We start from the raw sequence: 23,419 nt of genomic DNA on the forward strand, positions 1-23,419 counted from the left end.
GGTTCGGCCCCCGTCGCAGGTCTCGGCCAGGGTGGCGCGATGGCGATCATTGCCCGGCGTCACCCTCCGTGATACACAGAGTAACCAGACACAAATCGCTCACACACCGATTCGATCCGCAGGTCAGGGCGGCCAGACCGGTCATATGTACGAGATCCGGGTAAAGAGAGCCGCCAAGTCGTCGTACGAGAGCAGTTTCATCAGCGAAGATAGAGGGTGACCCGTGCCATGCGGCACGGGTACCGAACTACCCAACAGGGGCGGTGACTTACATGATCCTGGCAGCTGAAAAGGGCGACATCACCACCATCATCGGCGGAATCGCCCCGAACTGGGGGCCGTTCGGGACCTTGGGCAACGAGGCCCGCGTGATGATCGAGGTCGTGATGGCGATCGCGATCCTGCTCTGCCTCGGCATCGCGGTGTGGGGCGCGGCGAAACAGCGCATCGGTGCGACGGCCCTGCGCGACACGTTCAGCGCGGAACAGGGCAAGGGCCTGATCGTCGCGGGCCTGACCGGTGTGTTCATCATCGGATCGCTAGGAACCGTGTTCACCATCGTCTACGGGATGGCCGTCTAACCGGCCGCCGACCCCCGCCCGGGCAGCGCCGCCCACCCCTCACCATCCGTCCGTCGTGCCCACCGGCAGAGGTTGCGTCCCCCTGATGTCGAGTCACCACACCGCGTCCACGCGGAAAGCAGCACGGCTACCGTCGTACAGAGGCACGATTCAGGCAACGGTTGAGGGGGCGTACGCGGCATGAGTCACGACGACGGCTACGGCAACGACTCGGGGCGTACGGGCGACGGCTACAGCACCATCGGCGGCACCCGCCAGACCCGCACCCGCCTCCCCGACGGCGAGGGCGGCGACGGCTACGGCCCCCGCCGCCCGGCCCGCAACTCGCGCTCACTGGTCACGGTCGTGGGCGTGATCGTCCTGCTGCTCGGAGCGATCGCGTTCGCCAACATGGGCGGGGGCGACGGGAGCGGCGACGGCGCGTCGGGCAGCAACGGCAAGACGGCGGACGCGACGTCGACGGCGGCCACGGGGACGAAGCCGGTGACGGGGAAGAACGGCGAGATTCCGTCGGGGTTCGCACACGATGAGCAGGGGGCGCAGAGCGCGGCGGCGAACTACTCAGTTGCCCTCGGGTCAGCCGAGATGTTCGACAGAGAGCGTCGGCGCGCCATCGCCAACGCTGTGTACGCGCCTGCAGTCGCTACTGCCCGTCAGGGCGACCTGGACAACGTCTACTCCGACCAGTCCTTCCTCACGAATATCGGCCTGAACGCAGATGGAACCGCTCCTGCAGGACAGTCGTTCATCTCACGTTCCAACCCAGTCGGAACGAAGGTTGTGAGGTTCAGCGGCGACACAGCCAGCGTCGCCGTGTGGTACTCAGCCCTGTTCGGCCTGGCCGGTGAAGGCTCGAAGAACCCGGTCTCCGAAAGCTGGTTCACGAACACCTTCGAGCTCACGTGGATCGATGGGGACTGGAAGGTCACCGACTTCACACAGAAGGACGGCCCCGCTCCCGTTGGCCGTGACCAGGCTGCCTCTCCCGCTGGGGAAATGGCCGATGCCGTGGAACAGTTCGGAGGGTTCACGTATGCCCGGTAAGCGACGGAATCGCGCCCTCTCGGTGGCAGGCCTCGCAGCCACACTGCAAGTGTCTGCTGTTTTGCTTGCCAGCCACGCATTCGCCGAGCCCTCCCCGAGTCCAACGCCGAGCAAGGACAACAGCGCCTGCGATCTGATCCGCGGCCCAGCCAAGAACTACTGCGAAGGCGGCGACGCAGCCGCCCCCAAGTCCAACCTCCCCGACAGCGTCGACCCCGCCCAGGACCCCCTCACCTCCCTCGGCCGCGGCTGTGCCGACGCCGCGGCGTGGATCGTGGGCAAGCTCAGCGAGGCCGTCAAAAGCACCGCCAACGTCGACTTCACCAACACCCGTTTCCTCCAGCAGTACGCGATCGTCTTCGCCGCCTCCACCGTGCTGACGCTCATCCTCTGGCTCCTCGCCGTCGCCAAGCGGGCGATCCGCGGCGTACCGCTGACCACCGCGATCTCCGAGGCCATCGGGTTCCTCTGGCTCACCGTGCTCGCATCGGCCTTCACGCCGCTGATCCTCTACACGATCGTGTCGGCCACCGACGGCGTCACCGAGGTCATCTCCTCGTCCTCCGGCGGGCAGACCGACGTCTTCTTCGGGTCGTTCGCCGAGGCACTCAAGAAGGACGCCGACATCGGCGGCGGACCGATCATGCTGATCGTCGTCTCGCTCGTGTCGATCCTCGCCGCGGGCATCCTCTGGCTGGAGCTCGTGATCCGCGCCGCCCTGCTCTACGTCGGCGCCCTCCTCGGAACCGCCGTGTACGCGGGGCTCGTCGACAAGAACATGTGGGGACACGTTCGCCGCTGGGCGGGCATCATGATCGCCGTGATCATGGTGAAGCCGGTCATCGTCATCGTGCTCGGGCTGGCCGGCGCACTGTCGTCGGACGACGGCCCCGACGCGTTCTCGGCCGTCGTCTCCGGTCTGGCGATCATCCTGCTCGCCATCTTCGCCTCCGGCATGATCTACCGCTTCGTGCCCGGTTTCGGCGACGAGATCCAGGGCGCCCGCACCAACCGCAAGCAGGCCACGGACGGCTCCCAGGCCGCCGCGATGATCAGCTCGCCCGCCGCTCTCGTCTCTCAGGGCATCAAGACCCACAGCAGTCGGGGCGGCGGCCAGGACAGCGGCGGCAACAACAGCGGCGGCGGCCGGCCCGCCAACCCGGTCAGCGGCGGAGTCGCCGCGCACAGCTCCCGTAACTCCGGGAGCGGGGTCGGCGGCGGATCTGTCCCCTCCGCCGCACCTCCGCCCCGCAGCGGTTCGGGCCCCACGTCCGGCACCCCGCACGGCAGCCGCGGCTCCCGCGGCGGATCCGGTGGACCAGGCAGTTCAGGTAACAAGAGCACAGGAGGTGGCGGGCGTTGAGCACTCAGTCCCATCCGATCGCGCCCCGCCGTACGTATCTCATCGGCCGCGCCCGGCCGAACGCGATCGTCGGCAAGAACCGCGAGACGGGCGAGATCGCCCTGATCATCGGCGGCGCGTTCCTCGGCATGATGAGCGGGCTGCTCGTCCCGGTCCTCTCCCTGCGGATCGTGCTGCTCACCGGCTTCCCACTGCTCGCCCTGGCGATCGTCTACGTCCCGTACAAGCACCGGACCTTCTACAAATGGTTCGAGATCAACCGCAGCTTCAAACGCTCGCTGCGCCGCGGCACGTCCTACCGCTCCACCGCCATGGAGGCGGGCGTCAGCGCCGACGGGCGTGAGGTCGAGATCGGCCCGCCCCCCGGCATCGGCCGGATCAACTGGCTGGCCGCACCCTTCGGGCCGGACGAGATCGCCGTACTGCTGCACGCCGACCGCCGCACCGTCACCGCGGCCATCGAGATCGAGGGACCCGGCGTCGGCCTGCGCGACAGCGAGGACCAGGAAGCCCTCGTCGACCGGTTCGGCACCCTGCTCAAGCACGTCGCCAACGGGGACGGCTTCGTCACCCGTATCCAGATGCTGGCCCGCACCCTGCCGGCCGACCCCGACGCCCACGCCAAGGACGTCGCCCAGCGCGGCGACAAGGCCTCCCCGGGCTGGCTGCAGGAGTCGTACGAGCAGCTCCAGTCCATGGTCTCCACCTCCAGCGAGCAGCACCGCGCCTACCTCGTCGCTTGCATGCACTTCACCCGCGAGCTCGCCGCCGAGGCCAACGCGATGGCCCGCGCCGCCCGACCGCACGCCGGCCGCAAGCTCGACCGGGACGCGGGGCTCGCCGTCGTCATGGCGCGCGAGCTCACCGACATCTGCGCCCGCCTCGCCGAGGCCGACATCCGGGTCCGTCAGCCGCTCGGCCAGAGCCGGCTGGCCTCCCTCGTACACTCCATGTACGACCCCGACCACCCCATCGACCACATCCAGGCAATGACGAAGCGCAACGCCTGGCCGGCCGAACTGGACGCGGTCGAGCCGACGTTCCTCCAGGCCAAGACCCGCGAGTCGTCCACCCGGGCGCCCTGGTGCCACTCCACGGCCTGGGTGAAGGAATGGCCGATGACGCCCGTCGGCGTCAACTTCCTCGCCCCGCTCCTCGTCCACACGCCCGACGTGATCCGTACGGTCGCGGTCACCATGGACCTCGAACCCACCGAGATCGCCATCGAGCGGATGCTCACCGAGAAGACCAACGACGAGGCCGAGGCCAGCCGCCAGGCCAAGATGAACCGCACCGTCGACCCGCGCGACATCGCCGCCCACGGCCGGCTCGACCAGCGGGGTGAAGATCTCGCCAGCGGCGCGGCCGGGGTCAACCTCGTGGGGTACATCACCGTGTCGTCGCGCTCGCCCGAGTCCCTCGCCCGCGACAAGCGGACGATCCGGGCCTCCGCCGGCAAGTCGTATCTGAAGCTGGAGTGGTGCGACCGCGAGCACCACCGCGCCTTCGTCAACACCCTGCCGTTCGCCACCGGCATCCGCCGCTAGCCCACCAGTCCGCGACACCGAGAGGGAGGTCAGTCACGCCATGCGAGATCCGATGTCCGCATTGACGGACGCCTTCACCGCCTTCCTCTTCGGGAAGGTGGAGACGACCCGGCTGCCCGTCCGCACCTCGACCGGACAGGCCCAGGCGGTCTACCTGCCCACCGCCGCCCCCGGCCTCGGCGACTCCGGCGTAATCATCGGTCGCGAGGTGTACTCCGGCAAGGGCTACATCTACGACCCCTTCCAGCTGTACGGGCAACAGCTCCCCGCCCCGCACTGGCTGGTGCTCGGCGAGTCCGGCAACGGCAAGTCCGCGCTGGAGAAGACGTACGTGCTCCGCCAGCTCCGCTTCCGCGACCGCCAGGTCGTCGTCCTGGACGCCCAGGGCGAGGACGGCGTCGGCGAGTGGAACCTCATCGCGCAGGAGCTCGGCCTCACCCCGATCCGCCTCGACCCCACGTCCGCGCTCAACGGCGGGATCCGCCTCAACCCGCTCGACCCCGCGATCACCACCACCGGGCAGCTCGCCCTGCTGCGCACCATCATCGAAGTCGCCATGGGCCACGGCCTCGACGAGCGCTCCGGCTTCGCGCTCAAGGTCGCGCACGCCTACGTGAACGAGACCACGACCGACCGCCAGCCCGTGCTGATGGACATCGTCGACCAGCTGCGCCACCCGGAACCGGAATCCGCCGAGGCGATGAACGTCGACATAGACGACGTACGGGCCTGGGGCCTGGACGTCGCACTCGTCCTGGACCGGCTCGTCGACGGCGACCTGCGCGGCATGTTCGACGGGCCGACGTCCGCCGGCATCGATCTGGACTCCCCGCTGATCGTCTTCGACCTCTCACACATCGACCGCAACTCGATCGCCATGCCGATCCTGATGGCGATCGTCGGCGTCTGGCTGGAGCACACCTGGATCAGGCCCGACCGGAAGAAGCGCATCTTCCTGGTGGAGGAGGCCTGGCACATCATCAACTCGCCCTTCGTCGCTCAGCTCTTCCAGCGTCTGCTGAAGTTCGGCCGACGGCTCGGACTCTCGTTCGTCGCCGTCGTCCACCACCTCAGCGACGTGGTCGACGGAGCCGCGGCACGGGAGGCGGCGGCCATCCTGAAGATGGCCTCCACGCGCACGATCTACGCCCAGAAGGCCGACGAGGCCAGAGCCACCGGGCGGGTACTCGGGCTGCCCCGATGGGCGGTCGAGATCATCCCGACGCTCACCCCGGGCATCGCCGTCTGGGACGTCAACGGCAACGTACAGGTCGTCAAACACCTGATCACCGAGGCCGAACGCCCCCTCGTCTTCACCGACCGCGCCATGACCGAGTCCTCGGCATCCGATCTCCTCCCGGAGGACGTACGCGCCGCCGAACTGGAGGCGGAGCAACGCGCGGCACGGATCGAGAACCAGCAACGGCTGAACGAGTCGTCCGAGTCAACGGTGGCATGACATGGCGGGTGCGGGGCGCGGCGACGTACGCAACGGCGGCGGAAACGGGAGCAGTGGCGGCATCCCCGACGGGCTGCTGATCGGGCTGCTGCTCTTCCTGCTCGGACTGACGCTGCTGGCCTGGACGGCCACCGGCCTGGCCGGCCTCCTCGCCCACGGCGGCTGGCCCGAGGCCGTGACCCTCGCCGAGACCCCGCTGGCCATGCGCCGGCTGGTCGAGGCCCCGCACGACCTTCCGGCCGCCTGGCCGGCCACCCCGGCCGGCGAGCTCTCCGGGTACGGGCTGTTCTGGGGCCTGTTCATCGGGCAGCTGATGGTGCTGGTCGTCCTGACGGTGTTCGTGATGGGCGTGATCGCCCGCTGGCGGGGCGTCCGGGCCCGGCAGCGTACCGAACGCCTGGAGCAGCGGAACGAACCCCCTCAGAAGTACGTCCACGAGAAGCACGTCCCCGAGGAGTACGCGCCCGAGGAGCGGGCCGCCCGCCAGGAACCCGCCGCTGCTCGGCCGTTCACCGAGCAAGCGGACCCGGCCGAGGCCACCCGACCACTGACCGCGCCGGCCGAAGCCACCCAGCCGCTGCCTCCCCCGGCCACTCCCCTCCCGCCCGTCGTCCCCTCCCCGCGCACCCCCCTCGTCCTCTACGGCCCCGCCGCCACCCGCCGGCCCACCGCCGTCCAGGCCATCCGCGAGGCGGACGGCCCCGTGCTCGTCGTCACGTCCGACCCCAGCGTCTGGGCCGAGACGAAGGACGCCCGGGCCAAGCTCGGCCCGGTCCTCGTCTACGACCCCGGCCACCTCTGCGACACCCCGGCCCGGCTCCACTGGTCCCCCACGACCGGCTGCGAACAGCCCGACCGTGCGGCCGCCCGCTCCGCCGCGCTCCTCGCCCCCGTACGGCCGCAGTCCCGCATCGACGCGGCGACGGCCGACACCGCGGAGACCCTCCTGCGGTGCTGGCTGCACGCCGCCGCGATCGACGGCCGCCCCTTCCGCCAGGTCCACCGCTGGGCGCTCGGCGGCAGCGCCCACGAACCGGTGCGCCTGCTCCGTACGCACCCCAAGGCGGCCTCCGGACTCGCCGGACTGCTGGAGTCCGCGCTCACCGCACACCCCGAACGGCGCGAGATGGCACAGGAACTGACGGTCCGGGCCTTCGGCGCCCTGTCCTCGGTCCACATCCGGGACGCCTGCACACCGAACCGAGCCGATTCGCTCGCACTGGAATCATTCGTGGACGAGGGGGGCAGCCTCTATGTGGTCGGCGAACCCATCGAGAACCCGCGCTCGGGCCCCGGGGCGATGCCCCTGCTCACGGCGCTCGCCTCAGACGTGGTCGAGCACGGCCGCCGCATGGCCGCACGGTCATCCGACGGCCGGCTCGACCCACCAATGGCGCTCGTCCTCGACGACATCGCGGCCGTCGCACCCCTGCCCCGGCTGCCGGAACTCCTCACCACCGGCGAGGAACAGGGCCTGCCGACCATCGCCCTGCTCCGCTCCCGCGAACAGGCCCGCGCCCACTGGACCCAGCAGCTCCAGACGCCGACCACCCTCTGAACCAGGGGACTAGAGCCTGTCGTGAAACTGCCGTCGCGCGGCAGACGGCAGTTTGACGACAGGACCCTAGGGCCGGCGCCGCACCGCGTCGGCGACGGCCACGGCCACGAACCGTTCGACGGCCGCCGTGTCCGGCGGGCCGGGGGCCTCGCGGTCCGTGAACAGGAGATGCCCGCCGCCGACCAGGGACAGGGTGAGCGAGTCGACGTCCGCGTCGGCCGCGATACGGCCCAGCTCACGCTCGGCGGCCAGGTAGACGGAGACCGCGGTCGTGGCCTCGGCGAGGATCGCGATCCCGCCTCCGGGCCGGGCCTCCCGCAACCGGGTGCGCAGCGCGTCCCGGAAGGTGATGAGCGGGATGATCGCCACCGGAACCGGTCCGAACAGGGCGGTCAGCGCCGCGGTGAGGTTCCCGGTCACCGTGCCGGTCCCTGCGGACTCGCGCAGCGCCCCCGCCTGCGTCTCCAGCTGGGCGGCCCGGTCGAGCACGAGGCCGGCGAGGAAGGCGTCGAAGTCGGCGAAGTGCCGGTGCAGGACGCCTTTGGCACAGCCCGCCTCGTCGGTCACGGCCCGGCTGGTCAGCCCGTTCGGCCCGTCCCGCAACAGGACGCGTTCGGCCGCGTCGAACAGCTGCTGCCGCGCGCCGCGAAGGTGCACACCGGTCGGCACTCGCAGATCCTCTCGATGATGTCGCCCGCCCGCGTCATTGGCGAGTGGGCACACGCCCACTAGAGTGGGCGCATGCCCATCGTATCGAGGGACCACCCGGAACCGCCCCCGTCGAAGCCGCACGAGTCCCGCCGGATCGCCGAGTCCTTCGGCGTGGACGCAGAGCGCTACGACCGGGCACAGCCCGGCTACCCGGCCGCGCTGGTGAACCGGATCGTCAACGCAAGCCCCGGCCCCGACGTACTCGACATCGGCTGCGGCACCGGCATCGCAGCCCGCCAGTTCCAGGCCGTCGGCTGCACCGTCCTCGGCGTCGAGCCCGACGCCAGGATGGCCGCCTTCGCGCAGTCCCACGGCCTGAACGTCGAGGTGGCGACCTTCGAAGCCTGGCAGCCGGCCGGCCGGACGTTCGACGCGGTCGTCGCCGCCCAGTCGTGGCACTGGGTGGACCCGTCCACCGGCGCCACGAAGGCGGCACAGGTGCTGCGCCCGGGGGGACGTCTGGCCGTCTTCGGGCACGCGTACGAGCCGCCCGCCGAGGTGGCCGAACCCTTCGCCGCCGCATACCGGCGGGCAGCACCCGACTCCCCGTTCAGCAACGGACCGGCTCGCCGCCCGCTGGACCTCTACCGGGCGGCCTACGCCAAGGTCGCCGACACGATCGACGAGACCGGACACTTCGACGAAACGGAACAGTGGCGCTTCGACTGGGAACAGTCCTACACACGCGACCAGTGGCTGGCCCTGCTGCCCACCACCGGCGGCCTCACCCAGCTCCGCCCCGAGCAACTCGCCGGAATCCTGAACGCGGTCGGGGACGCCATCGACTCCCTGGGCGGACGCTTCACCATGAACTACACCACCCTGGCCACGACCGCCGTACGCCACGGCGCCACCTGAGCAGGCCCTACGGACGCACCACCGCGTACTCCAGCTCCCTGGCCGTCGGGTCACCCGGCATCGGCACGCTCTCCCCCGTCGGCACGAACCCGATCCGGCGGTAGAACGCCGCCGCCCGCGGATTGTCCTCGTGCACATACAGCCGTACGCGCTCGATCAACGGCTCACCCAGCGACCACGCCCAGTCCGTCCCGGCCCGGAACAACTCCTCCGCCAGGCCCCTGCCGCGCGCCTCGGGCCGCACGAACACCCCGACCACATGCGCCTGGTGGACCGCCGCCACCTCACCGAACCGCACCTCGCCGTCCGGCCGCTCGATCAGCACGGTCACCGTGCCCGCCCAACTCCCGTCGGGCGCCTCCGCGATGAACTGCCTCGCCCCGCCATCGCCCGCCTCGGACCCGCCGGCCGTCCGCTCCCGCCAGAAGTCGTCGGACCGCTCCGCGGCCTGCTCATACGTCTCCAGGAACGCCACCGGCGCCACCGGATCCTGCACAGCGGCCAGCCGCAGTTCCTTGACCAGCCGCCATTCCTCGGCGCGCACCGGGCGTATCACGTAGTCCATGCCCCGATCCTGACCTGTCGCCGACACCCGCGCAAACAGATTCGGCCAGGGCCACCGTCGTACCCCGGTACTACGTCCACCGCCGGATCCCGCCCCCGGTCCGACGCCAGGCCGCCGCCCGCTCCGTAGCGTCGACCGCATGATCAGGGCCTACGAACTCACCAAACGGTACGGCGACACCACCGTCGTCCAGGACCTCGACTTCACCGTCCACCCCGGAACCGTCACCGGCTTCCTCGGCCCGAACGGCGCCGGAAAGTCCACGACCATGCGCATGCTCCTCGGCCTGGACGCCCCCACCCGCGGCCGCTCCACGATCGGCGGACGCGCCTACGCCACCCACCGCGCACCCCTCACCGAAGTCGGCGCCCTGCTGGAGGCCCGCTCCGTCCACCCCGGCCGGACCGCCTTCCACCACCTCATGGCGCTCGCCCACACCCACGGCATCCCGCGCAGCCGTGTGGAGCACGTCCTCGACCTGGCCGGGCTGACCGCGGTGGCCGGGAAACGCGTCAAGGGCTTCTCGCTCGGCATGGGCCAACGGCTCGGCATCGCCGCCGCCCTGCTCGGCGACCCCGCCACCCTGATCCTGGACGAGCCGGTCAACGGACTCGACCCGGAGGGCGTGCTCTGGATCCGTACCCTGCTCAAATCCCTCGCGACGCAGGGCCGCACCGTGCTCGTCTCCTCACACCTGATGAGCGAGATGGCCCTCACCGCCGACCACCTGGTCATCATCGGACGCGGGCGCCTCCTCGCCGACACCACCGTCGCCGACTTCGTCGCCGGCGCGGGCGGCACCGCCGTCAAGGTCGTCACCCCCCAGGCCTCCGTCCTGCGCGACCTGCTGCGCGGCCCCGGCATCGACATCACCACCGGCGCGGACGGCCCGGACCGACTGGAGATCCGCGGCACGGACTCCGTCCACATCGGCCGCGTCGCCGCCGCCCACGCCATCCCGCTGTACGAACTCACCCCGCTCGCCGCCTCGCTGGAGCAGGCCTTCATGGACCTCACCCAGGAAGCCGTCGAGTACCGGGTCACCGCCCCCCCCAACCGACCGGAGCCCTCGCATGACCACCACGGCACCCGCCCCACACCCCTACCGCGTCACCCCCACCCGGGTACTGCGCTCCGAGTGGCACAAGCTCCGCACCCTGCGCTCCAGCTGGATCACCCTGGGCTCGGCCGCCGCCCTCGTCCTCGCCGTCGGCATCGTCATGGGCACCACATACACATCGGACGGCGGCGATTCGGACGTCGACACGGTGATCCTCGTCCTCTACGGCACCACCCTCGGCACGCTCTGCACGGTGGTGCTGGGCATTCTCGTCACCGCCGGGGAGTACTCCTCCGGCATGATCCGCGCCTCGCTCACCGCTGTCCCCCGCCGGCTCCCGGTCCTTTGGGCCAAGGCCGCCGTCTTCACCGCCACCGTCCTCGGCGTCATGCTGGCCACCTCGCTCCTCACGTTCGTCGTCGCACAGCTCTTCCTCCACGACACGGACCAGGCGGCTGCCCTCACCGACCCCGGCGTACTCCGGGCCGTCGCGGGCAACGCGGTCGGCGCCACCCTCCTCAGCCTCATCGCTCTCGGCCTCGGCGCCCTGCTCCGCTCGGTCCCGGGCGCGATCGGCGCCTTCATCGGCGGTGTCATGGTCCTGCCCGAGGTTCTCGGCATGCTCCCGTACGACGCCGTCGAGACCGCCGTGCGCTACTTCCCCACCCAGGCGGCAGGCGTCCTGGGCTCCGCGACTCCGCTCCCCGACGCCGCCTCCACCGGCGGAGCCCTGCTCGCCCTCGCCCTGTGGGCAGGGGCCACACTGATCGCTGCAGCCGCCCTGCTGCGACGCCGCGACGCGTGACACCCACGGGACCGGGCGCGAGGATGAACGAGTGAGGGACAAGTGACGGACGACGACACCCACCGCCCGACGGGCGCCTCCCCGCTCACCGGTCACATCCAGCGCCTGGTCCAGCGGGTCCGCGCGTTCGACCGCCGCCGCCCCCTCGTCTGGGACGGACTGCTCACCACGTTCTGGGTACTGTTCGCCGTCCTCGATGTCTCGACCGGCGGCTGGCGCACGGTCGCCCTCGACGACGACGTGCCGGCGTCGCTGGTCCTGGCGATGAGCGTGACGTTCTCCGCCCCGCTGCTGTGGCGCCGCAGCCATCCGCTGGCCGTGCTGCTGTTCATGGCGCCGTTCTCCCTGGTCAACATCTGGACGGGGGCGGTCATCCAGGCCGCGTTCCTCCAGGAGATCGTCGTCTTCAACATCGCGCTGCGGCAGCCCGTGCGGACCCTGGCATGGTCGGGCGCGATCGTGCTCGCCCCGCTCGCGATCGGATCGGGCCACTTCCCGGACGACTGGGACCGCGTCTTCGTCCCGCACCTGTACGCGTTCGCGTTCGCCGCCCTCGTCGGCATCGTGGTCCGTACGCGCAAGGAGTACACGGAGGCCCTCGTCGACCGCGCCAACCGCCTGGAAGTCGAACGCGACCAGCAGGCCCAACTGGCGGCCGCCGCCGAACGGACCCGGATCGCCCGCGAGATGCACGACATCATCGGCCACAACCTGTCCGTGATCACGGGCCTCGCTGACGGCGGTGCCTACGCCGCGGCCAAGAGCCCCGAGCGGGCCGCCCAGGCCCTGGACGCCATCGGCACCACCAGCCGCCAGGCCCTCGCCGAACTCCGCCGCCTGCTGGGCGTCCTGCGCGACCACCCGGACCGGGCCGACCGCACTCCGCAGCCCACACTCGACGACGTCGACGCGCTCCTGGAGGGCGTACGCAACGCAGGCCTCCCCGTACACCTGAACCGCAATGGCACACCCCCGCCCATCCCGCTCACCGCCGGACGCCAGCTGACGGTGTACCGGGTGGTGCAGGAGGGACTGACGAACACGCTGAAGCACGGGGCCACCGATGAATCCCTGGCAGCCGAGGTCACGTTGACGTACCGTCCGACGGAGCTGGAGGTCCTGATCACGGACAACGGCACCCCGCACCCCACCGACGTCCCGCCCGCCGGCACCGGTCAAGGCATCACGGGCATGCGCGAACGCGCCTCCCTGTACGACGGCACACTGGAAGCCGGCCGCCCCGCCGCCACAGGCTGGCAGGTACGGCTCCGACTCCCTCTGGAGGACTCCCCCTCGTGACGACCGTGCTCATCGCGGACGACCAGCCGATGCAACGCTTCGGATTCCGCATGCTGTTGGAGAGCCAGGACGACATGACGGTCGTCGGCGAGGCCGCCAACGGCCACGAGGCCCTCCAGCTCGTCGACCGCCACCAGCCGGACGTCGCCCTGATGGACATCCGCATGCCCCTGCTCGACGGAATCGAGGCGACCCGCCGCATCATCAGGACCGGCTCCCGCACGCGCGTCCTCATCGTCACCACGTTCGACCTGGACCGCTATGCGTACGACGGTCTGCGCGCCGGCGCCAGCGGCTTCCTGATCAAGGACGCGCTGCCCGAGGAGCTCCTCTCCGGCATCAGGGCCGTGGCCAGCGGCGACGCGGTGGTCGCCCCGAGCCTGACCCGCCGTCTCCTGGACGCGTACGTACAGCACTTGCCGGCCGCCCCCGGCGGACCCGCGACCCCGGACGCACGGATCGAGAAACTCACCGACCGGGAACGGGAGATCCTCACCGTCATCGGACAGGGCTGGACCAACACGGAAATCGCCGAACGCTTCCATGTAGCCGAATCGACGGTAAAGACGCACGTCTCGCGCATCCTCGCGAAGACCGGAGCCAGGGACCGCGTTCAGGCGGTCATCCTGGCGTACGACACCCACTTGGTCACCGCAGGCTGAAGGCCGTTCCTGGCCGGGAACGCAGAAAAGCCCCGTGCCACAAGGGCACGGGGCTTAACTATCAAAAGGAGTTCGGCGGCGTCCTACTCTCCCACAGGGTCCCCCCTGCAGTACCATCGGCGCTGAAAGGCTTAGCTTCCGGGTTCGGAATGTAACCGGGCGTTTCCCTAACGCAATGACCACCGAAACACTATGAAATTAACCAACACCGGAACAAAACACGGCCGTTCGTTATTTCAGAACTAACACAGTGGACGCGAGCAACTGAGGACAAGCCCTCGGCCTATTAGTACCAGTCAGCTCCACCCGTTACCGGGCTTCCACATCTGGCCTATCAACCCAGTCGTCTACTGGGAGCCTTAACCCTTCAAGAGGGTGGGAATACTCATCTCGAAGCAGGCTTCCCGCTTAGATGCTTTCAGCGGTTATCCTTTCCGAACGTAGCCAACCAGCCATGCCCTTGGCAGGACAACTGGCACACCAGAGGTTCGTCCGTCCCGGTCCTCTCGTACTAGGGACAGCCCTTCTCAATATTCCTACGCGCACAGCGGATAGGGACCGAACTGTCTCACGACGTTCTAAACCCAGCTCGCGTACCGCTTTAATGGGCGAACAGCCCAACCCTTGGGACCGACTCCAGCCCCAGGATGCGACGAGCCGACATCGAGGTGCCAAACCATCCCGTCGATATGGACTCTTGGGGAAGATCAGCCTGTTATCCCCGGGGTACCTTTTATCCGTTGAGCGACAGCGCTTCCACAAGCCACTGCCGGATCACTAGTCCCGACTTTCGTCCCTGCTCGACCCGTCGGTCTCACAGTCAAGCTCCCTTGTGCACTTACACTCAACACCTGATTGCCAACCAGGCTGAGGGAACCTTTGGGCGCCTCCGTTACTCTTTAGGAGGCAACCGCCCCAGTTAAACTACCCATCAGACACTGTCCCTGATCCGGATCACGGACCCAGGTTAGACATCCAGCACGACCAGAGTGGTATTTCAACGACGACTCCACAACCACTGGCGTGGCCGCTTCAAAGTCTCCCACCTATCCTACACAAGCCGAACCAAACACCAATATCAAACTATAGTAAAGGTCCCGGGGTCTTTCCGTCCTGCTGCGCGAAACGAGCATCTTTACTCGTAGTGCAATTTCACCGGGCCTATGGTTGAGACAGTCGAGAAGTCGTTACGCCATTCGTGCAGGTCGGAACTTACCCGACAAGGAATTTCGCTACCTTAGGATGGTTATAGTTACCACCGCCGTTTACTGGCGCTTAAGTTCTCAGCTTCGCCGACCCGAAAGTCAGCTAACCGGTCCCCTTAACGTTCCAGCACCGGGCAGGCGTCAGTCCGTATACATCGCCTTACGGCTTCGCACGGACCTGTGTTTTTAGTAAACAGTCGCTTCTCGCTGGTCTCTGCGGCCACCCCCAGCTCAGGAAGCAAGTTCCCTCACCAGTGATGGCCCCCCTTCTCCCGAAGTTACGGGGGCATTTTGCCGAGTTCCTTAACCATAGTTCACCCGAACGCCTCGGTATTCTCTACCTGACCACCTGAGTCGGTTTAGGGTACGGGCCGCCATGAAACTCGCTAGAGGCTTTTCTCGACAGCATAGGATCATCCACTTCACCACAATCGGCTCGGCATCAGGTCTCAGCCTTAATGTGTGACGGATTTACCTACCACACGGCCTACACCCTTACCCCGGGACTACCACCGCCCGGGCTGGACTACCTTCCTGCGTCACCCCATCGCTTACCTAGTACAAGTCTGGTTCGTCGGCTCCACCACTACCCTCAACTCCGAAGAGATCGGGCCGGCTTCACGGACTTAGCATCGCCTGATTCAGTATTGGGCGTTTCAAAGCGGGTACCGGAATATCAACCGGTTGTCCATCGACTACGCCTGTCGGCCTCGCCTTAGGTCCCGACTTACCCTGGGCAGATCAGCTTGACCCAGGAACCCTTAGTCAATCGGCGCACACGTTTCTCACGTGTGTATCGCTACTCATGCCTGCATTCTCACTCGTGAACCGTCCACAACTCGCTTCCGCGGCTGCTTCACCCGGCACACGACGCTCCCCTACCCATCCACACAGGCGTTGGCCCTATATGTGTGAATGACACGACTTCGGCGGTACGCTTGAGCCCCGCTACATTGTCGGCGCGGAATCACTTGACCAGTGAGCTATTACGCACTCTTTCAAGGGTGGCTGCTTCTAAGCCAACCTCCTGGTTGTCTCTGCGACTCCACATCCTTTCCCACTTAGCGTACGCTTAGGGGCCTTAGTCGATGCTCTGGGCTGTTTCCCTCTCGACCATGGAGCTTATCCCCCACAGTCTCACTGCCGTGCTCTCACTTACCGGCATTCGGAGTTTGGCTAAGGTCAGTAACCCGGTAGGGCCCATCGCCTATCCAGTGCTCTACCTCCGGCAAGAAACACACGACGCTGCACCTAAATGCATTTCGGGGAGAACCAGCTATCACGGAGTTTGATTGGCCTTTCACCCCTAACCACAGGTCATCCCCCAGGTTTTCAACCCTGGTGGGTTCGGTCCTCCACGAAGTCTTACCTCCGCTTCAACCTGCCCATGGCTAGATCACTCCGCTTCGGGTCTTGAGCGCGCTACTAAATCGCCCTATTCGGACTCGCTTTCGCTACGGCTTCCCCACACGGGTTAACCTCGCAACACACCGCAAACTCGCAGGCTCATTCTTCAAAAGGCACGCAGTCACGACTGCATGTGCAAGCACACACAGCGACGCTCCCACGGCTTGTAGGCACACGGTTTCAGGTACTATTTCACTCCGCTCCCGCGGTACTTTTCACCATTCCCTCACGGTACTATCCGCTATCGGTCACCAGGGAATATTTAGGCTTAACGGGTGGTCCCGCCAGATTCACACGGGATTTCTCGGGCCCCGTGCTACTTGGGTGTCTCTTAAACGAGCCGTTGATGTTTCAGCTACGGGGGTCTTACCCTCTACGCCGGACCTTTCGCATGTCCTTCGCCTACATCAACGGTTTCTGACTCGTCTCACGGCCGGCAGACCATGAAAAAGAGATCCCACAACCCCGCATGCGCAACCCCTGCCGGGTATCACACGCATACGGTTTGGCCTGATCCAGTTTCGCTCGCCACTACTCCCGGAATCACGGTTGTTTTCTCTTCCTGAGGGTACTGAGATGTTTCACTTCCCCTCGTTCCCTCCACACTGCCTATGTGTTCAGCAGCGGGTGACAGCCCATGACGACTGCCGGGTTTCCCCATTCGGAAACCCCCGGATCAAAGCTTGGTTGACAGCTCCCCGGGGACTATCGTGGCCTCCCACGTCCTTCATCGGTTCCTGGTGCCAAGGCATCCACCGTGCGCCCTTAAAAACTTGGCCACAGATGCTCGCGTCCACTGTGCAGTTCTCAAACAACGACCAGCCACCCATCACCCCGCTCCGAAGAACGAGTTCACTGGGGCCGGCAACCGAAGGACAGACTCAAATGAGCCCGTACCTTCAGATACCCAACAGCGTGCCCGACCCGATCAACCCGTTCCCGTTTTCCACGCCGAAGCAGTACTAACGAAACCGTGCTCATCGTGCCGAATAGTCAACGTTCCACCCTTGAGCAACCACCGTCGAACATTTGCCGACGAAATGGTCTCTGGATTCCTTGCGGAATCTAGATGCTCCTTAGAAAGGAGGTGATCCAGCCGCACCTTCCGGTACGGCTACCTTGTTACGACTTCGTCCCAATCGCCAGTCCCACCTTCGACAGCTCCCTCCCACAAGGGGTTGGGCCACCGGCTTCGGGTGTTACCGACTTTCGTGACGTGACGGGCGGTGTGTACAAGGCCCGGGAACGTATTCACCGCAGCAATGCTGATCTGCGATTACTAGCAACTCCGACTTCATGGGGTCGAGTTGCAGACCCCAATCCGAACTGAGACCGGCTTTTTGAGATTCGCTCCGCCTCGCGGCATCGCAGCTCATTGTACCGGCCATTGTAGCACGTGTGCAGCCCAAGACATAAGGGGCATGATGACTTGACGTCGTCCCCACCTTCCTCCGAGTTGACCCCGGCAGTCTCCTGTGAGTCCCCATCACCCCGAAGGGCATGCTGGCAACACAGAACAAGGGTTGCGCTCGTTGCGGGACTTAACCCAACATCTCACGACACGAGCTGACGACAGCCATGCACCACCTGTCACCCGACCACAAGGGGGGCCGTATCTCTACGGCTTTCCGGGCGATGTCAAGCCTTGGTAAGGTTCTTCGCGTTGCGTCGAATTAAGCCACATGCTCCGCTGCTTGTGCGGGCCCCCGTCAATTCCTTTGAGTTTTAGCCTTGCGGCCGTACTCCCCAGGCGGGGAACTTAATGCGTTAGCTGCGGCACCGACGACGTGGAATGTCGCCAACACCTAGTTCCCAACGTTTACGGCGTGGACTACCAGGGTATCTAATCCTGTTCGCTCCCCACGCTTTCGCTCCTCAGCGTCAGTAATGGCCCAGAGATCCGCCTTCGCCACCGGTGTTCCTCCTGATATCTGCGCATTTCACCGCTACACCAGGAATTCCGATCTCCCCTACCAAACTCTAGCCTGCCCGTATCGACTGCAGACCCGGGGTTAAGCCCCGGGCTTTCACAACCGACGCAACAAGCCGCCTACGAGCTCTTTACGCCCAATAATTCCGGACAACGCTTGCGCCCTACGTATTACCGCGGCTGCTGGCACGTAGTTAGCCGGCGCTTCTTCTGCAGGTACCGTCACTTTCGCTTCTTCCCTGCTGAAAGAGGTTTACAACCCGAAGGCCGTCATCCCTCACGCGGCGTCGCTGCATCAGGCTTTCGCCCATTGTGCAATATTCCCCACTGCTGCCTCCCGTAGGAGTCTGGGCCGTGTCTCAGTCCCAGTGTGGCCGGTCGCCCTCTCAGGCCGGCTACCCGTCGTCGCCTTGGTAGGCCATTACCCCACCAACTAGCTGATAGGCCGCGGGCTCATCCTTCACCGCCGGAGCTTTTAACCTTCCCCCATGAGAGAGAAAGTATTATCCGGTATTAGACCCCGTTTCCAGGGCTTGTCCCAGAGTGAAGGGCAGATTGCCCACGTGTTACTCACCCGTTCGCCACTAATCCACCCCGAAAGGCTTCATCGTTCGACTTGCATGTGTTAAGCACGCCGCCAGCGTTCGTCCTGAGCCAGGATCAAACTCTCCGTGAATGTTTTCCCGTAATCGGGTAGACACCACGAGAGCGGAACAACCGAGTCGGAATAGGACCGGTCGTTCGCTATGTCCTCGCTGTGTGCATTGCCTACCAAGCCGGTAAAGGCCTGGCAGGACTTTCAAAGGAACCTCGAACCTGCCGAAACAGGTCGGGGTATCAACATATCTGGCGTTGACTTTTGGCACGCTGTTGAGTTCTCAAGGAACGGACGCTTCCTTCGTACTCACCCTCTCGGGCTTTCCTCCGGGCGCTTCCCTTCGGTCTTGCGTTTCCGACTCTATCAGACTCTTTCGTGTCCGATTCCCGGTCGAAGCGGGTTTCGCATTTTCGCTTTCCAGTTCTTCGCTTTCGCGCTTTCCCTTTCCAGCGAGCTCAACTCTACCAGAGACTTTCGGGCTCGATTCCCACCCCCCGGCCTTGCCTGACGCCCCATCATTTCCACGACCCTCGGCACATGGGCCCGGGCCTCTCTGGGCCCGCCCGCACCGGGCTGCGACGTCCCGCACCGACCGCGTGCGAGGGCCCGGCCTGGAACGCGCATCAGTAACCCGCCGACGTGCCAACGGACTTCGAGGCGGCATCGGCACGACTTCACCGCTTCCGGCAGGAGCTCCGCTACAGCACGATCGGACGATGCTGATCGAACTGGTGAGGGTCGTCAAGTTTCCCTCGAGTCCCTGGCTGGCCCAGATCCGCACCCCGCTCGGGGGGACCTCGGTCCGCTGGTGCGGTGACCAGGCGGCTGGACCGGGCGAGTACCACGTCGAGTGGACGGTCGACGAGGACATCGCCTGGGGGCGGAACGCCAAGCCGGCTACCGAAGCCGGGCCAGGACTCCGGTCTGGCGGGCGCTGTGTTGTCCTGCGCGGGCGGTTGAACCTCACCGTGGACGGGGCGGCCGTGCTGGACCTCGACGGCACGCAGGTCCTGCTGGACCTCGCCGCCCCGTTGTCCGAAGGCCTCGCGGGCACATGGGTCGAGCTCTTCCTCGAGCGCGAGAAGGTCGCCCTTCACCCCTTCCAGCTCTGACCGCAGCCGGTCCCTTGAGGAACTCGAAGGTGCTCGCTGGCCGACGCCCCCGGCTGACGCCACGTATCTCATGGCGACAGCACATGCCCTGCGCAGCAAGCCTGTCGGAACTCTGACCGTTGAGGACCCGCGCCTGCTGATCGGGCAGGACGTTGGGCTTCCGGTGCTCCTTGCTCTCGCGGTGGAGGTACTCCGTGACAACCCGCTGGCCGCGGGCGACATGTACGAGGGAGACCTGCTGCGCGCGGTCCTGGCCAGGAGCCCAGCTGTCTGGAGCGCCTACCCAGACCTTCCGGAACAACTGACGCTCGCAGTGGGCGGTCTCTCCGACATCTCGCCAGACCGGCTGAGCACGGTCGAGCGATTCCTAAGCTCTGTCCAGAGTCCCTGACAGGCGCAGACGACTGTCGTTCGCTACGGGGTGCGCACCGAAGTCGTCGCGGTCCTGACGGTGCAGCCGGGCCACCTCGGGTGAGCCGGCGGAACACTCCGGTCGCACGGCCTGACGCGAGCCCTGGTCCGCCAGGACCCTCTTTCAGGAGACAGAAGCGACGGCGCTCGCCCGCGACAAGCTACTGAATGCTCCAGCGATGTGGATGATCAGCATCGCTGGGGCAGGCGAACACGTTGAGCTCACCCCAGCGGCCGACGGTGACCTGGGTGGGAGACGCGCGCCGGTAAGTGGGCTGGGCCCGTTCCTCCAGCGGGATCCAGCTGCCGCTTCCCCGTCCCACTCCGAACTGTCGATGGTCAGGAGCAGGCTCATCGGTGTCGTGCAGACCAGGCAGCCCATCGGGTACGGATCAGTCGCGTGCCAGGAGGCGAAGCCCCCGCGCCAGCCGGACGGGATGGACAGGTCGTACTGGTAGCCGAGCGGCTCTGCCGTGGTTCCGTCCGCAGACTGCTCGGCGTCTCCCTCAAGTGCTTCCTCCCAGGCGTCGATCCGGGAGCACAGCTCCTCGGGCAGAAGGCCGGCGTCCGGATAGGTGACCACCTGCTCCGGGTACAAGACGCAGGGCCCGGGCACGAAGCCGTCGGACCCCACGACCAGCGGCTGCGGAGGCGCCGTCAGTGCCTCGCCGACCTCCCACGACCGCCGCCAGCGCAGGTGCACCTCCAGGTCGTACCTGCCAGGGCCGTGTGCGTTGAACGGGCACCAGAACACCTGGGGCAGGTCGCAGTCGCCCGGCCCCGCCGGAAGGTCGGGCACGTCCCGCCGGTACAGCTGCGCAAGGCCGACCATCGGCAGCGGGTCGGTCTCGGCCGCCCCCGCGATCCGGTGATCCCGGTGCAGGTCGCCCAGGAGCTCCCGTTCCTCGTCCGTCGGACCGGAGACCGGTTCGCGTGCCCATGCCGAAGCCAGGACCTGTCGGTAGCGGCGGATGTCGGCAGGCCGTCGCCCGCGCCCGCGGCCGTGGGCCTCGCTGCATACGGGCCACGGTTCACCCGCCGGCCACAACATGGGCCGCCCACGGAGCAGGCCGCCGGATCCGGTGCACCCGGGCGCGGGTGAAGCCGTGTTGTCGTCCCCCGATAGTCGGCCAACTCCGGGAAGAGCGCCTCAACATCGAGAGGGCGCGAAGGCGTGGGCCTCGTCATGAAAGCGACCTTGGACACCAGGCCGACCCGCCCGACCCCCCACCCACGCGAGCCAGCACGCCGTCGGCCAACTCCGTCGTTGTCAGCTCGCCGTCCAGGAACACGGTGTCGCTGGGGAGCGTACTCATAGCGGCCGTGCACGGCTCGATCCTGGCCTTGCACCACTGCCGGACCCGTTCATCCTGCTCGGGATGGTCCGGCGTGAAGCTCCGCCCCTCGATCCGCTTCCTCAAGACCTCCTCGTAGACCTTGAGGAAGAAGTGATGGACCACGACCCCCGCGTCCTTCAGCGCGCCGAAGACTTCTTCGACATACGCCGCGTTGATCAGGGTCATGGGTACGAGTACGGGTCTCTGGTACTCCTCGACAAGACCCACCGCCAGGTGCACGACCTGCCTTCGCCACAACCTCAGATCCTGGAAGTCGCCGGTGGGGACCTCCACGATCTCGCGCAGCACGTAGCCAACCATCTCCGGGTCGTGGACCAGCGCCTCGGGCCGACGCCGACGCAGCTCTTCGACGAGCGTGGTCTTCCCACTGCCGAACGCACCGTTCACCCAGACAATCACACGCGTCTCCTCGTCGCTGAGGTCGTGGTCGGGCACAACCGCCATCGGAGCCCGCACACCGGCGGCGTGCGCCGGCACCGATCCTGCGATCAGCCGAGGCGGGCGGCAATGGTTCGCGCGCACACCAGGGACTCGGTATGCGTCGTGTCCACCTCCAGGTCGTAGCTCACCCCTTCGTGAACCGCATCCGCCTGCGCCGCCGCCATCCCCTGAGTGCGATCTCCTCGTGCGACCTCACGTCCTGCCGCGACCGCGCTGTCGCACCTGACGCCGACCCACAACACGGGCAGTCCGTCCAGCGCCCTCTGCCAACGCTGCTGGGACGCGGCTCCGCCGAGGAAGACGTCATCGATGACCACCCTCGCGCCAGCACGGACCATCGCCACCACGCCCCTCATCCAGGCCGCCTCCAACGCCCGGAACTCCTCCCCGACGTTCACCGCCCCATCCGCCGAGAACACGATCCCCTCGTCCGACGTCTGCATCCTCACGGGCATGGCGTCGACGAACGAGTCGCATCCGAACGCCAGCCAGGGAACGGGCAGTACGTCCTGCAGGCATCGCACGATCCCGGACTTCCCCGAACTGGAACCACCGTTGAGAATGATCATCTGAGTCGTCACCGAGCCACAGTAGGTCGCTGCCCACACGGGGTGAAACGGATATCGGCGGACGCTGCCCAGAAGGCCAGAACCGCGATCCTGTGGCCTCAAGATCCGCATCACTGCCCTGCCGCCTGCTGGTGCTCCGGGTCGGCCGCGAGGAGTTACGGTGCCTCCTGGTCCGCCGCGGCGTCTCCTTCCAGCGCACCAAGACCTGGAAGGAGTCACCGGGCCCCGAGCGCGACGCCAAGCTCGACCGCATCGAGCACGTTCCTGACCGCTTCCAGGACCGCGAATTCGCGTTCGACGAGGTCGGCCCACTCGGCATCCGCCCCACCGCCGGATCGTGCGGGCCTCTGCTGGTCGCCCCGAACGGCGCCCTGCGACCTACCACCGCACCCACGGTGTCCGGCACTTCCACGGCTGCTACTCCGCCGTCGACGACACCCTCTGGGGCGTCAACCGCCGCAAGAAGGGCGCCGGTAACACCCTCGCCGCGCTCAGGTCGATCCGCGCGGCCCGTCCGGACGGCGCCCCGATCTACGTCATCCTGGACAATTCATCCGCCCACAAGGGCGAGACGATCCGGCACTGGGCCAGGAAGCACTGAGTCGAGCTGTGCTTCACACGGACCTGCGCGCCCTGGGCAAACCCGATCGAGGAGGCATTCGCTGGGGCGGACGGCCAACCCTCGCCGCGTGATCAGACCGAGCCTTCGCTCGCAGACACGCTCCCTGGCTGATCCACATCCTTCGTCGCGAGTCCGGCCCCCGCCTGCCGTCGCAGAACGCGTCGCAGCTCTCGCTGTTGGTCCTCCGTGCGCGCCTCGCCTCGCACAGCGTCCTTCAGCGTGCGCTCCGACTCTTCCAGGGAACGCTGGCGCCG

Annotated in this window: 17 protein-coding genes, 3 rRNA genes and 2 pseudogenes; 14 read left to right on the forward strand and 8 right to left on the reverse strand. The window is 67.0% G+C overall.

From position 1 onward, the window contains the following. Positions 1 to 272 precede the first annotated feature (272 nt). From OG959_RS17450 to OG959_RS17475, 6 genes are all read left to right on the forward strand, one after another. A complete protein-coding gene (locus tag OG959_RS17450) occupies positions 273 to 581 on the forward strand; it encodes a hypothetical protein (protein ID WP_072489575.1) in 309 nt (102 codons plus the stop codon). 180 nt (positions 582 to 761) lie between these two features. Beyond that, entirely contained in the window at positions 762 to 1,625 is an 864-nt protein-coding gene (locus tag OG959_RS17455) for a hypothetical protein (RefSeq protein ID WP_326659501.1), read from the forward strand. Next, a complete protein-coding gene (locus tag OG959_RS17460; protein WP_326659503.1) occupies positions 1,615 to 2,988 on the forward strand; it encodes a hypothetical protein in 1,374 nt (457 codons plus the stop codon). Before OG959_RS17455 ends, OG959_RS17460 begins: the two co-directional genes overlap by 11 nt. Continuing rightward, positions 2,985 to 4,535 carry an SCO6880 family protein gene (locus tag OG959_RS17465; RefSeq protein WP_326659505.1) on the forward strand — a complete coding sequence of 517 codons (1,551 nt, stop codon included), beginning with the start codon at positions 2,985 to 2,987 and terminating at the stop codon, positions 4,533 to 4,535. The genes OG959_RS17460 and OG959_RS17465 overlap by 4 nt, the downstream gene beginning before the upstream one ends. Positions 4,536 to 4,575: 40 nt before the next feature. Beyond that, positions 4,576 to 5,994 carry an ATP-binding protein gene (locus OG959_RS17470; protein ID WP_148019504.1) on the forward strand — a complete coding sequence of 473 codons (1,419 nt, stop codon included), beginning with the start codon at positions 4,576 to 4,578 and terminating at the stop codon, positions 5,992 to 5,994. Position 5,995: 1 nt separating this feature from the next. Beyond that, positions 5,996 to 7,552 (forward strand): type IV secretory system conjugative DNA transfer family protein, encoded by a 1,557-nt coding sequence (locus OG959_RS17475; protein WP_326659508.1) that lies wholly within the window; start codon positions 5,996 to 5,998, stop codon positions 7,550 to 7,552. A 66-nt stretch (positions 7,553 to 7,618) separates the two neighbouring features. On the opposite strand, the gene OG959_RS17480 is transcribed toward OG959_RS17475, so the two are convergent. Continuing rightward, complete coding sequence (locus OG959_RS17480) at positions 7,619 to 8,221, reverse strand: TetR/AcrR family transcriptional regulator (RefSeq protein ID WP_326659510.1); 603 nt, start codon at positions 8,219 to 8,221, stop codon at positions 7,619 to 7,621. A 72-nt stretch (positions 8,222 to 8,293) separates the two neighbouring features. Here OG959_RS17480 and OG959_RS17485 point away from each other — a divergent pair, with 72 nt between their 5' ends. Beyond that, a complete protein-coding gene (locus tag OG959_RS17485) occupies positions 8,294 to 9,121 on the forward strand; it encodes a class I SAM-dependent methyltransferase (RefSeq protein WP_326659513.1) in 828 nt (275 codons plus the stop codon). 7 nt (positions 9,122 to 9,128) lie between these two features. On the opposite strand, the gene OG959_RS17490 is transcribed toward OG959_RS17485, so the two are convergent. After that, a complete protein-coding gene (locus OG959_RS17490; RefSeq protein WP_326659515.1) occupies positions 9,129 to 9,686 on the reverse strand; it encodes a GNAT family N-acetyltransferase in 558 nt (185 codons plus the stop codon). Between the two features lie 139 nt (positions 9,687 to 9,825). Here OG959_RS17490 and OG959_RS17495 point away from each other — a divergent pair. From OG959_RS17495 to OG959_RS17510, 4 genes and pseudogenes are all read left to right on the forward strand, one after another. Then, positions 9,826 to 10,737: pseudogene (locus OG959_RS17495) on the forward strand (ATP-binding cassette domain-containing protein); the annotation flags it as partial. A gap of 22 nt (positions 10,738 to 10,759) precedes the next feature. After that, positions 10,760 to 11,551, forward strand: a complete 792-nt coding sequence (locus tag OG959_RS17500; protein WP_326659517.1) for an ABC transporter permease — start codon at positions 10,760 to 10,762, stop codon at positions 11,549 to 11,551. Between the two features lie 42 nt (positions 11,552 to 11,593). Then, positions 11,594 to 12,850, forward strand: coding sequence for a sensor histidine kinase (locus OG959_RS17505; protein ID WP_326659519.1), 1,257 nt, complete (start codon positions 11,594 to 11,596; stop codon positions 12,848 to 12,850). Next, a complete protein-coding gene (locus OG959_RS17510) occupies positions 12,847 to 13,512 on the forward strand; it encodes a response regulator transcription factor (protein ID WP_326659521.1) in 666 nt (221 codons plus the stop codon). Before OG959_RS17505 ends, OG959_RS17510 begins: the two co-directional genes overlap by 4 nt. A gap of 70 nt (positions 13,513 to 13,582) precedes the next feature. Here OG959_RS17510 and rrf read toward each other — a convergent pair. The 3 genes from rrf to OG959_RS17525 all read right to left on the reverse strand — a co-directional run bounded on the left by rrf (position 13,583) and on the right by OG959_RS17525 (position 18,730). Further along, positions 13,583 to 13,699, reverse strand: a 5S ribosomal RNA gene (rrf, locus tag OG959_RS17515). Between the two features lie 79 nt (positions 13,700 to 13,778). Next, positions 13,779 to 16,903, reverse strand: a 23S ribosomal RNA gene (locus OG959_RS17520). A gap of 301 nt (positions 16,904 to 17,204) precedes the next feature. Continuing rightward, positions 17,205 to 18,730: ribosomal RNA gene (locus OG959_RS17525) — 16S ribosomal RNA — on the reverse strand. Together the 16S, 23S and 5S rRNA genes form the textbook arrangement of a ribosomal RNA operon. A gap of 638 nt (positions 18,731 to 19,368) precedes the next feature. On the opposite strand from OG959_RS17525, the gene OG959_RS17530 reads away from it, so the two are divergent. Together OG959_RS17530 and OG959_RS17535 are read left to right on the forward strand one after the other, a co-directional pair. After that, the gene (locus OG959_RS17530) at positions 19,369 to 19,764 is read left to right on the forward strand and encodes a hypothetical protein (protein WP_326659523.1); all 396 of its coding nucleotides are present in this window, start codon (positions 19,369 to 19,371) and stop codon (positions 19,762 to 19,764) included. Between the two features lie 70 nt (positions 19,765 to 19,834). After that, positions 19,835 to 20,155: a contact-dependent growth inhibition system immunity protein gene (locus OG959_RS17535; RefSeq protein ID WP_442805587.1), complete on the forward strand. Its 321-nt coding sequence runs from the start codon at positions 19,835 to 19,837 to the stop codon at positions 20,153 to 20,155. Positions 20,156 to 20,299: 144 nt separating this feature from the next. Here the strand turns inward: OG959_RS17535 and OG959_RS17540 are convergent, their stop codons facing one another. The 3 genes from OG959_RS17540 to cpt all read right to left on the reverse strand — a co-directional run bounded on the left by OG959_RS17540 (position 20,300) and on the right by cpt (position 22,543). Next, positions 20,300 to 21,226 carry a hypothetical protein gene (locus tag OG959_RS17540; RefSeq protein WP_326659525.1) on the reverse strand — a complete coding sequence of 309 codons (927 nt, stop codon included), beginning with the start codon at positions 21,224 to 21,226 and terminating at the stop codon, positions 20,300 to 20,302. A 133-nt stretch (positions 21,227 to 21,359) separates the two neighbouring features. Then, positions 21,360 to 21,932, reverse strand: a complete 573-nt coding sequence (locus OG959_RS17545; RefSeq protein WP_326666437.1) for an AAA family ATPase — start codon at positions 21,930 to 21,932, stop codon at positions 21,360 to 21,362. A gap of 89 nt (positions 21,933 to 22,021) precedes the next feature. Beyond that, on the reverse strand, positions 22,022 to 22,543 hold the full coding sequence (gene cpt / locus OG959_RS17550) for a chloramphenicol phosphotransferase CPT (RefSeq protein WP_326666438.1): 522 nt from the start codon (positions 22,541 to 22,543) through the stop codon (positions 22,022 to 22,024). Positions 22,544 to 22,674: 131 nt separating this feature from the next. On the opposite strand from cpt, the pseudogene OG959_RS17555 reads away from it, so the two are divergent. After that, positions 22,675 to 23,204, forward strand: a pseudogene (locus OG959_RS17555) (transposase); the annotation flags it as partial. Between the last annotated feature and the right edge of the window lie 215 nt (positions 23,205 to 23,419).

Origin of the sequence: Streptomyces sp. NBC_00385, from assembly GCF_035917155.1 — a bacterium.
In the GTDB taxonomy this organism is placed as follows: Bacteria; Actinomycetota; Actinomycetes; order Streptomycetales; family Streptomycetaceae; genus Streptomyces; species Streptomyces poriferorum.

Bases quoted from the DNA above. Each gene is read 5' to 3' on its own strand.
- OG959_RS17450 (WP_072489575.1), top strand. From the start codon at position 273: ATGATCCTGGCAGCTGAAAAGGGCGACATCACCACCATCATCGGCGGA.
- OG959_RS17455 (WP_326659501.1), top strand. From the start codon at position 762: ATGAGTCACGACGACGGCTACGGCAACGACTCGGGGCGTACGGGCGAC.
- OG959_RS17460 (WP_326659503.1), top strand. From the start codon at position 1,615: ATGCCCGGTAAGCGACGGAATCGCGCCCTCTCGGTGGCAGGCCTCGCA.
- OG959_RS17470 (WP_148019504.1), top strand. From the start codon at position 4,576: ATGCGAGATCCGATGTCCGCATTGACGGACGCCTTCACCGCCTTCCTC.
- OG959_RS17475 (WP_326659508.1), top strand. From the start codon at position 5,996: ATGGCGGGTGCGGGGCGCGGCGACGTACGCAACGGCGGCGGAAACGGG.
- OG959_RS17485 (WP_326659513.1), top strand. From the start codon at position 8,294: ATGCCCATCGTATCGAGGGACCACCCGGAACCGCCCCCGTCGAAGCCG.
- OG959_RS17490 (WP_326659515.1), bottom strand. From the start codon at position 9,686: ATGGACTACGTGATACGCCCGGTGCGCGCCGAGGAATGGCGGCTGGTC.
- OG959_RS17500 (WP_326659517.1), top strand. From the start codon at position 10,760: ATGACCACCACGGCACCCGCCCCACACCCCTACCGCGTCACCCCCACC.
- OG959_RS17530 (WP_326659523.1), top strand. From the start codon at position 19,369: ATGCTGATCGAACTGGTGAGGGTCGTCAAGTTTCCCTCGAGTCCCTGG.
- OG959_RS17535 (WP_442805587.1), top strand. From the start codon at position 19,835: ATGGCGACAGCACATGCCCTGCGCAGCAAGCCTGTCGGAACTCTGACC.
- OG959_RS17540 (WP_326659525.1), bottom strand. From the start codon at position 21,226: ATGTTGTGGCCGGCGGGTGAACCGTGGCCCGTATGCAGCGAGGCCCAC.
- cpt (WP_326666438.1), bottom strand. From the start codon at position 22,543: ATGATCATTCTCAACGGTGGTTCCAGTTCGGGGAAGTCCGGGATCGTG.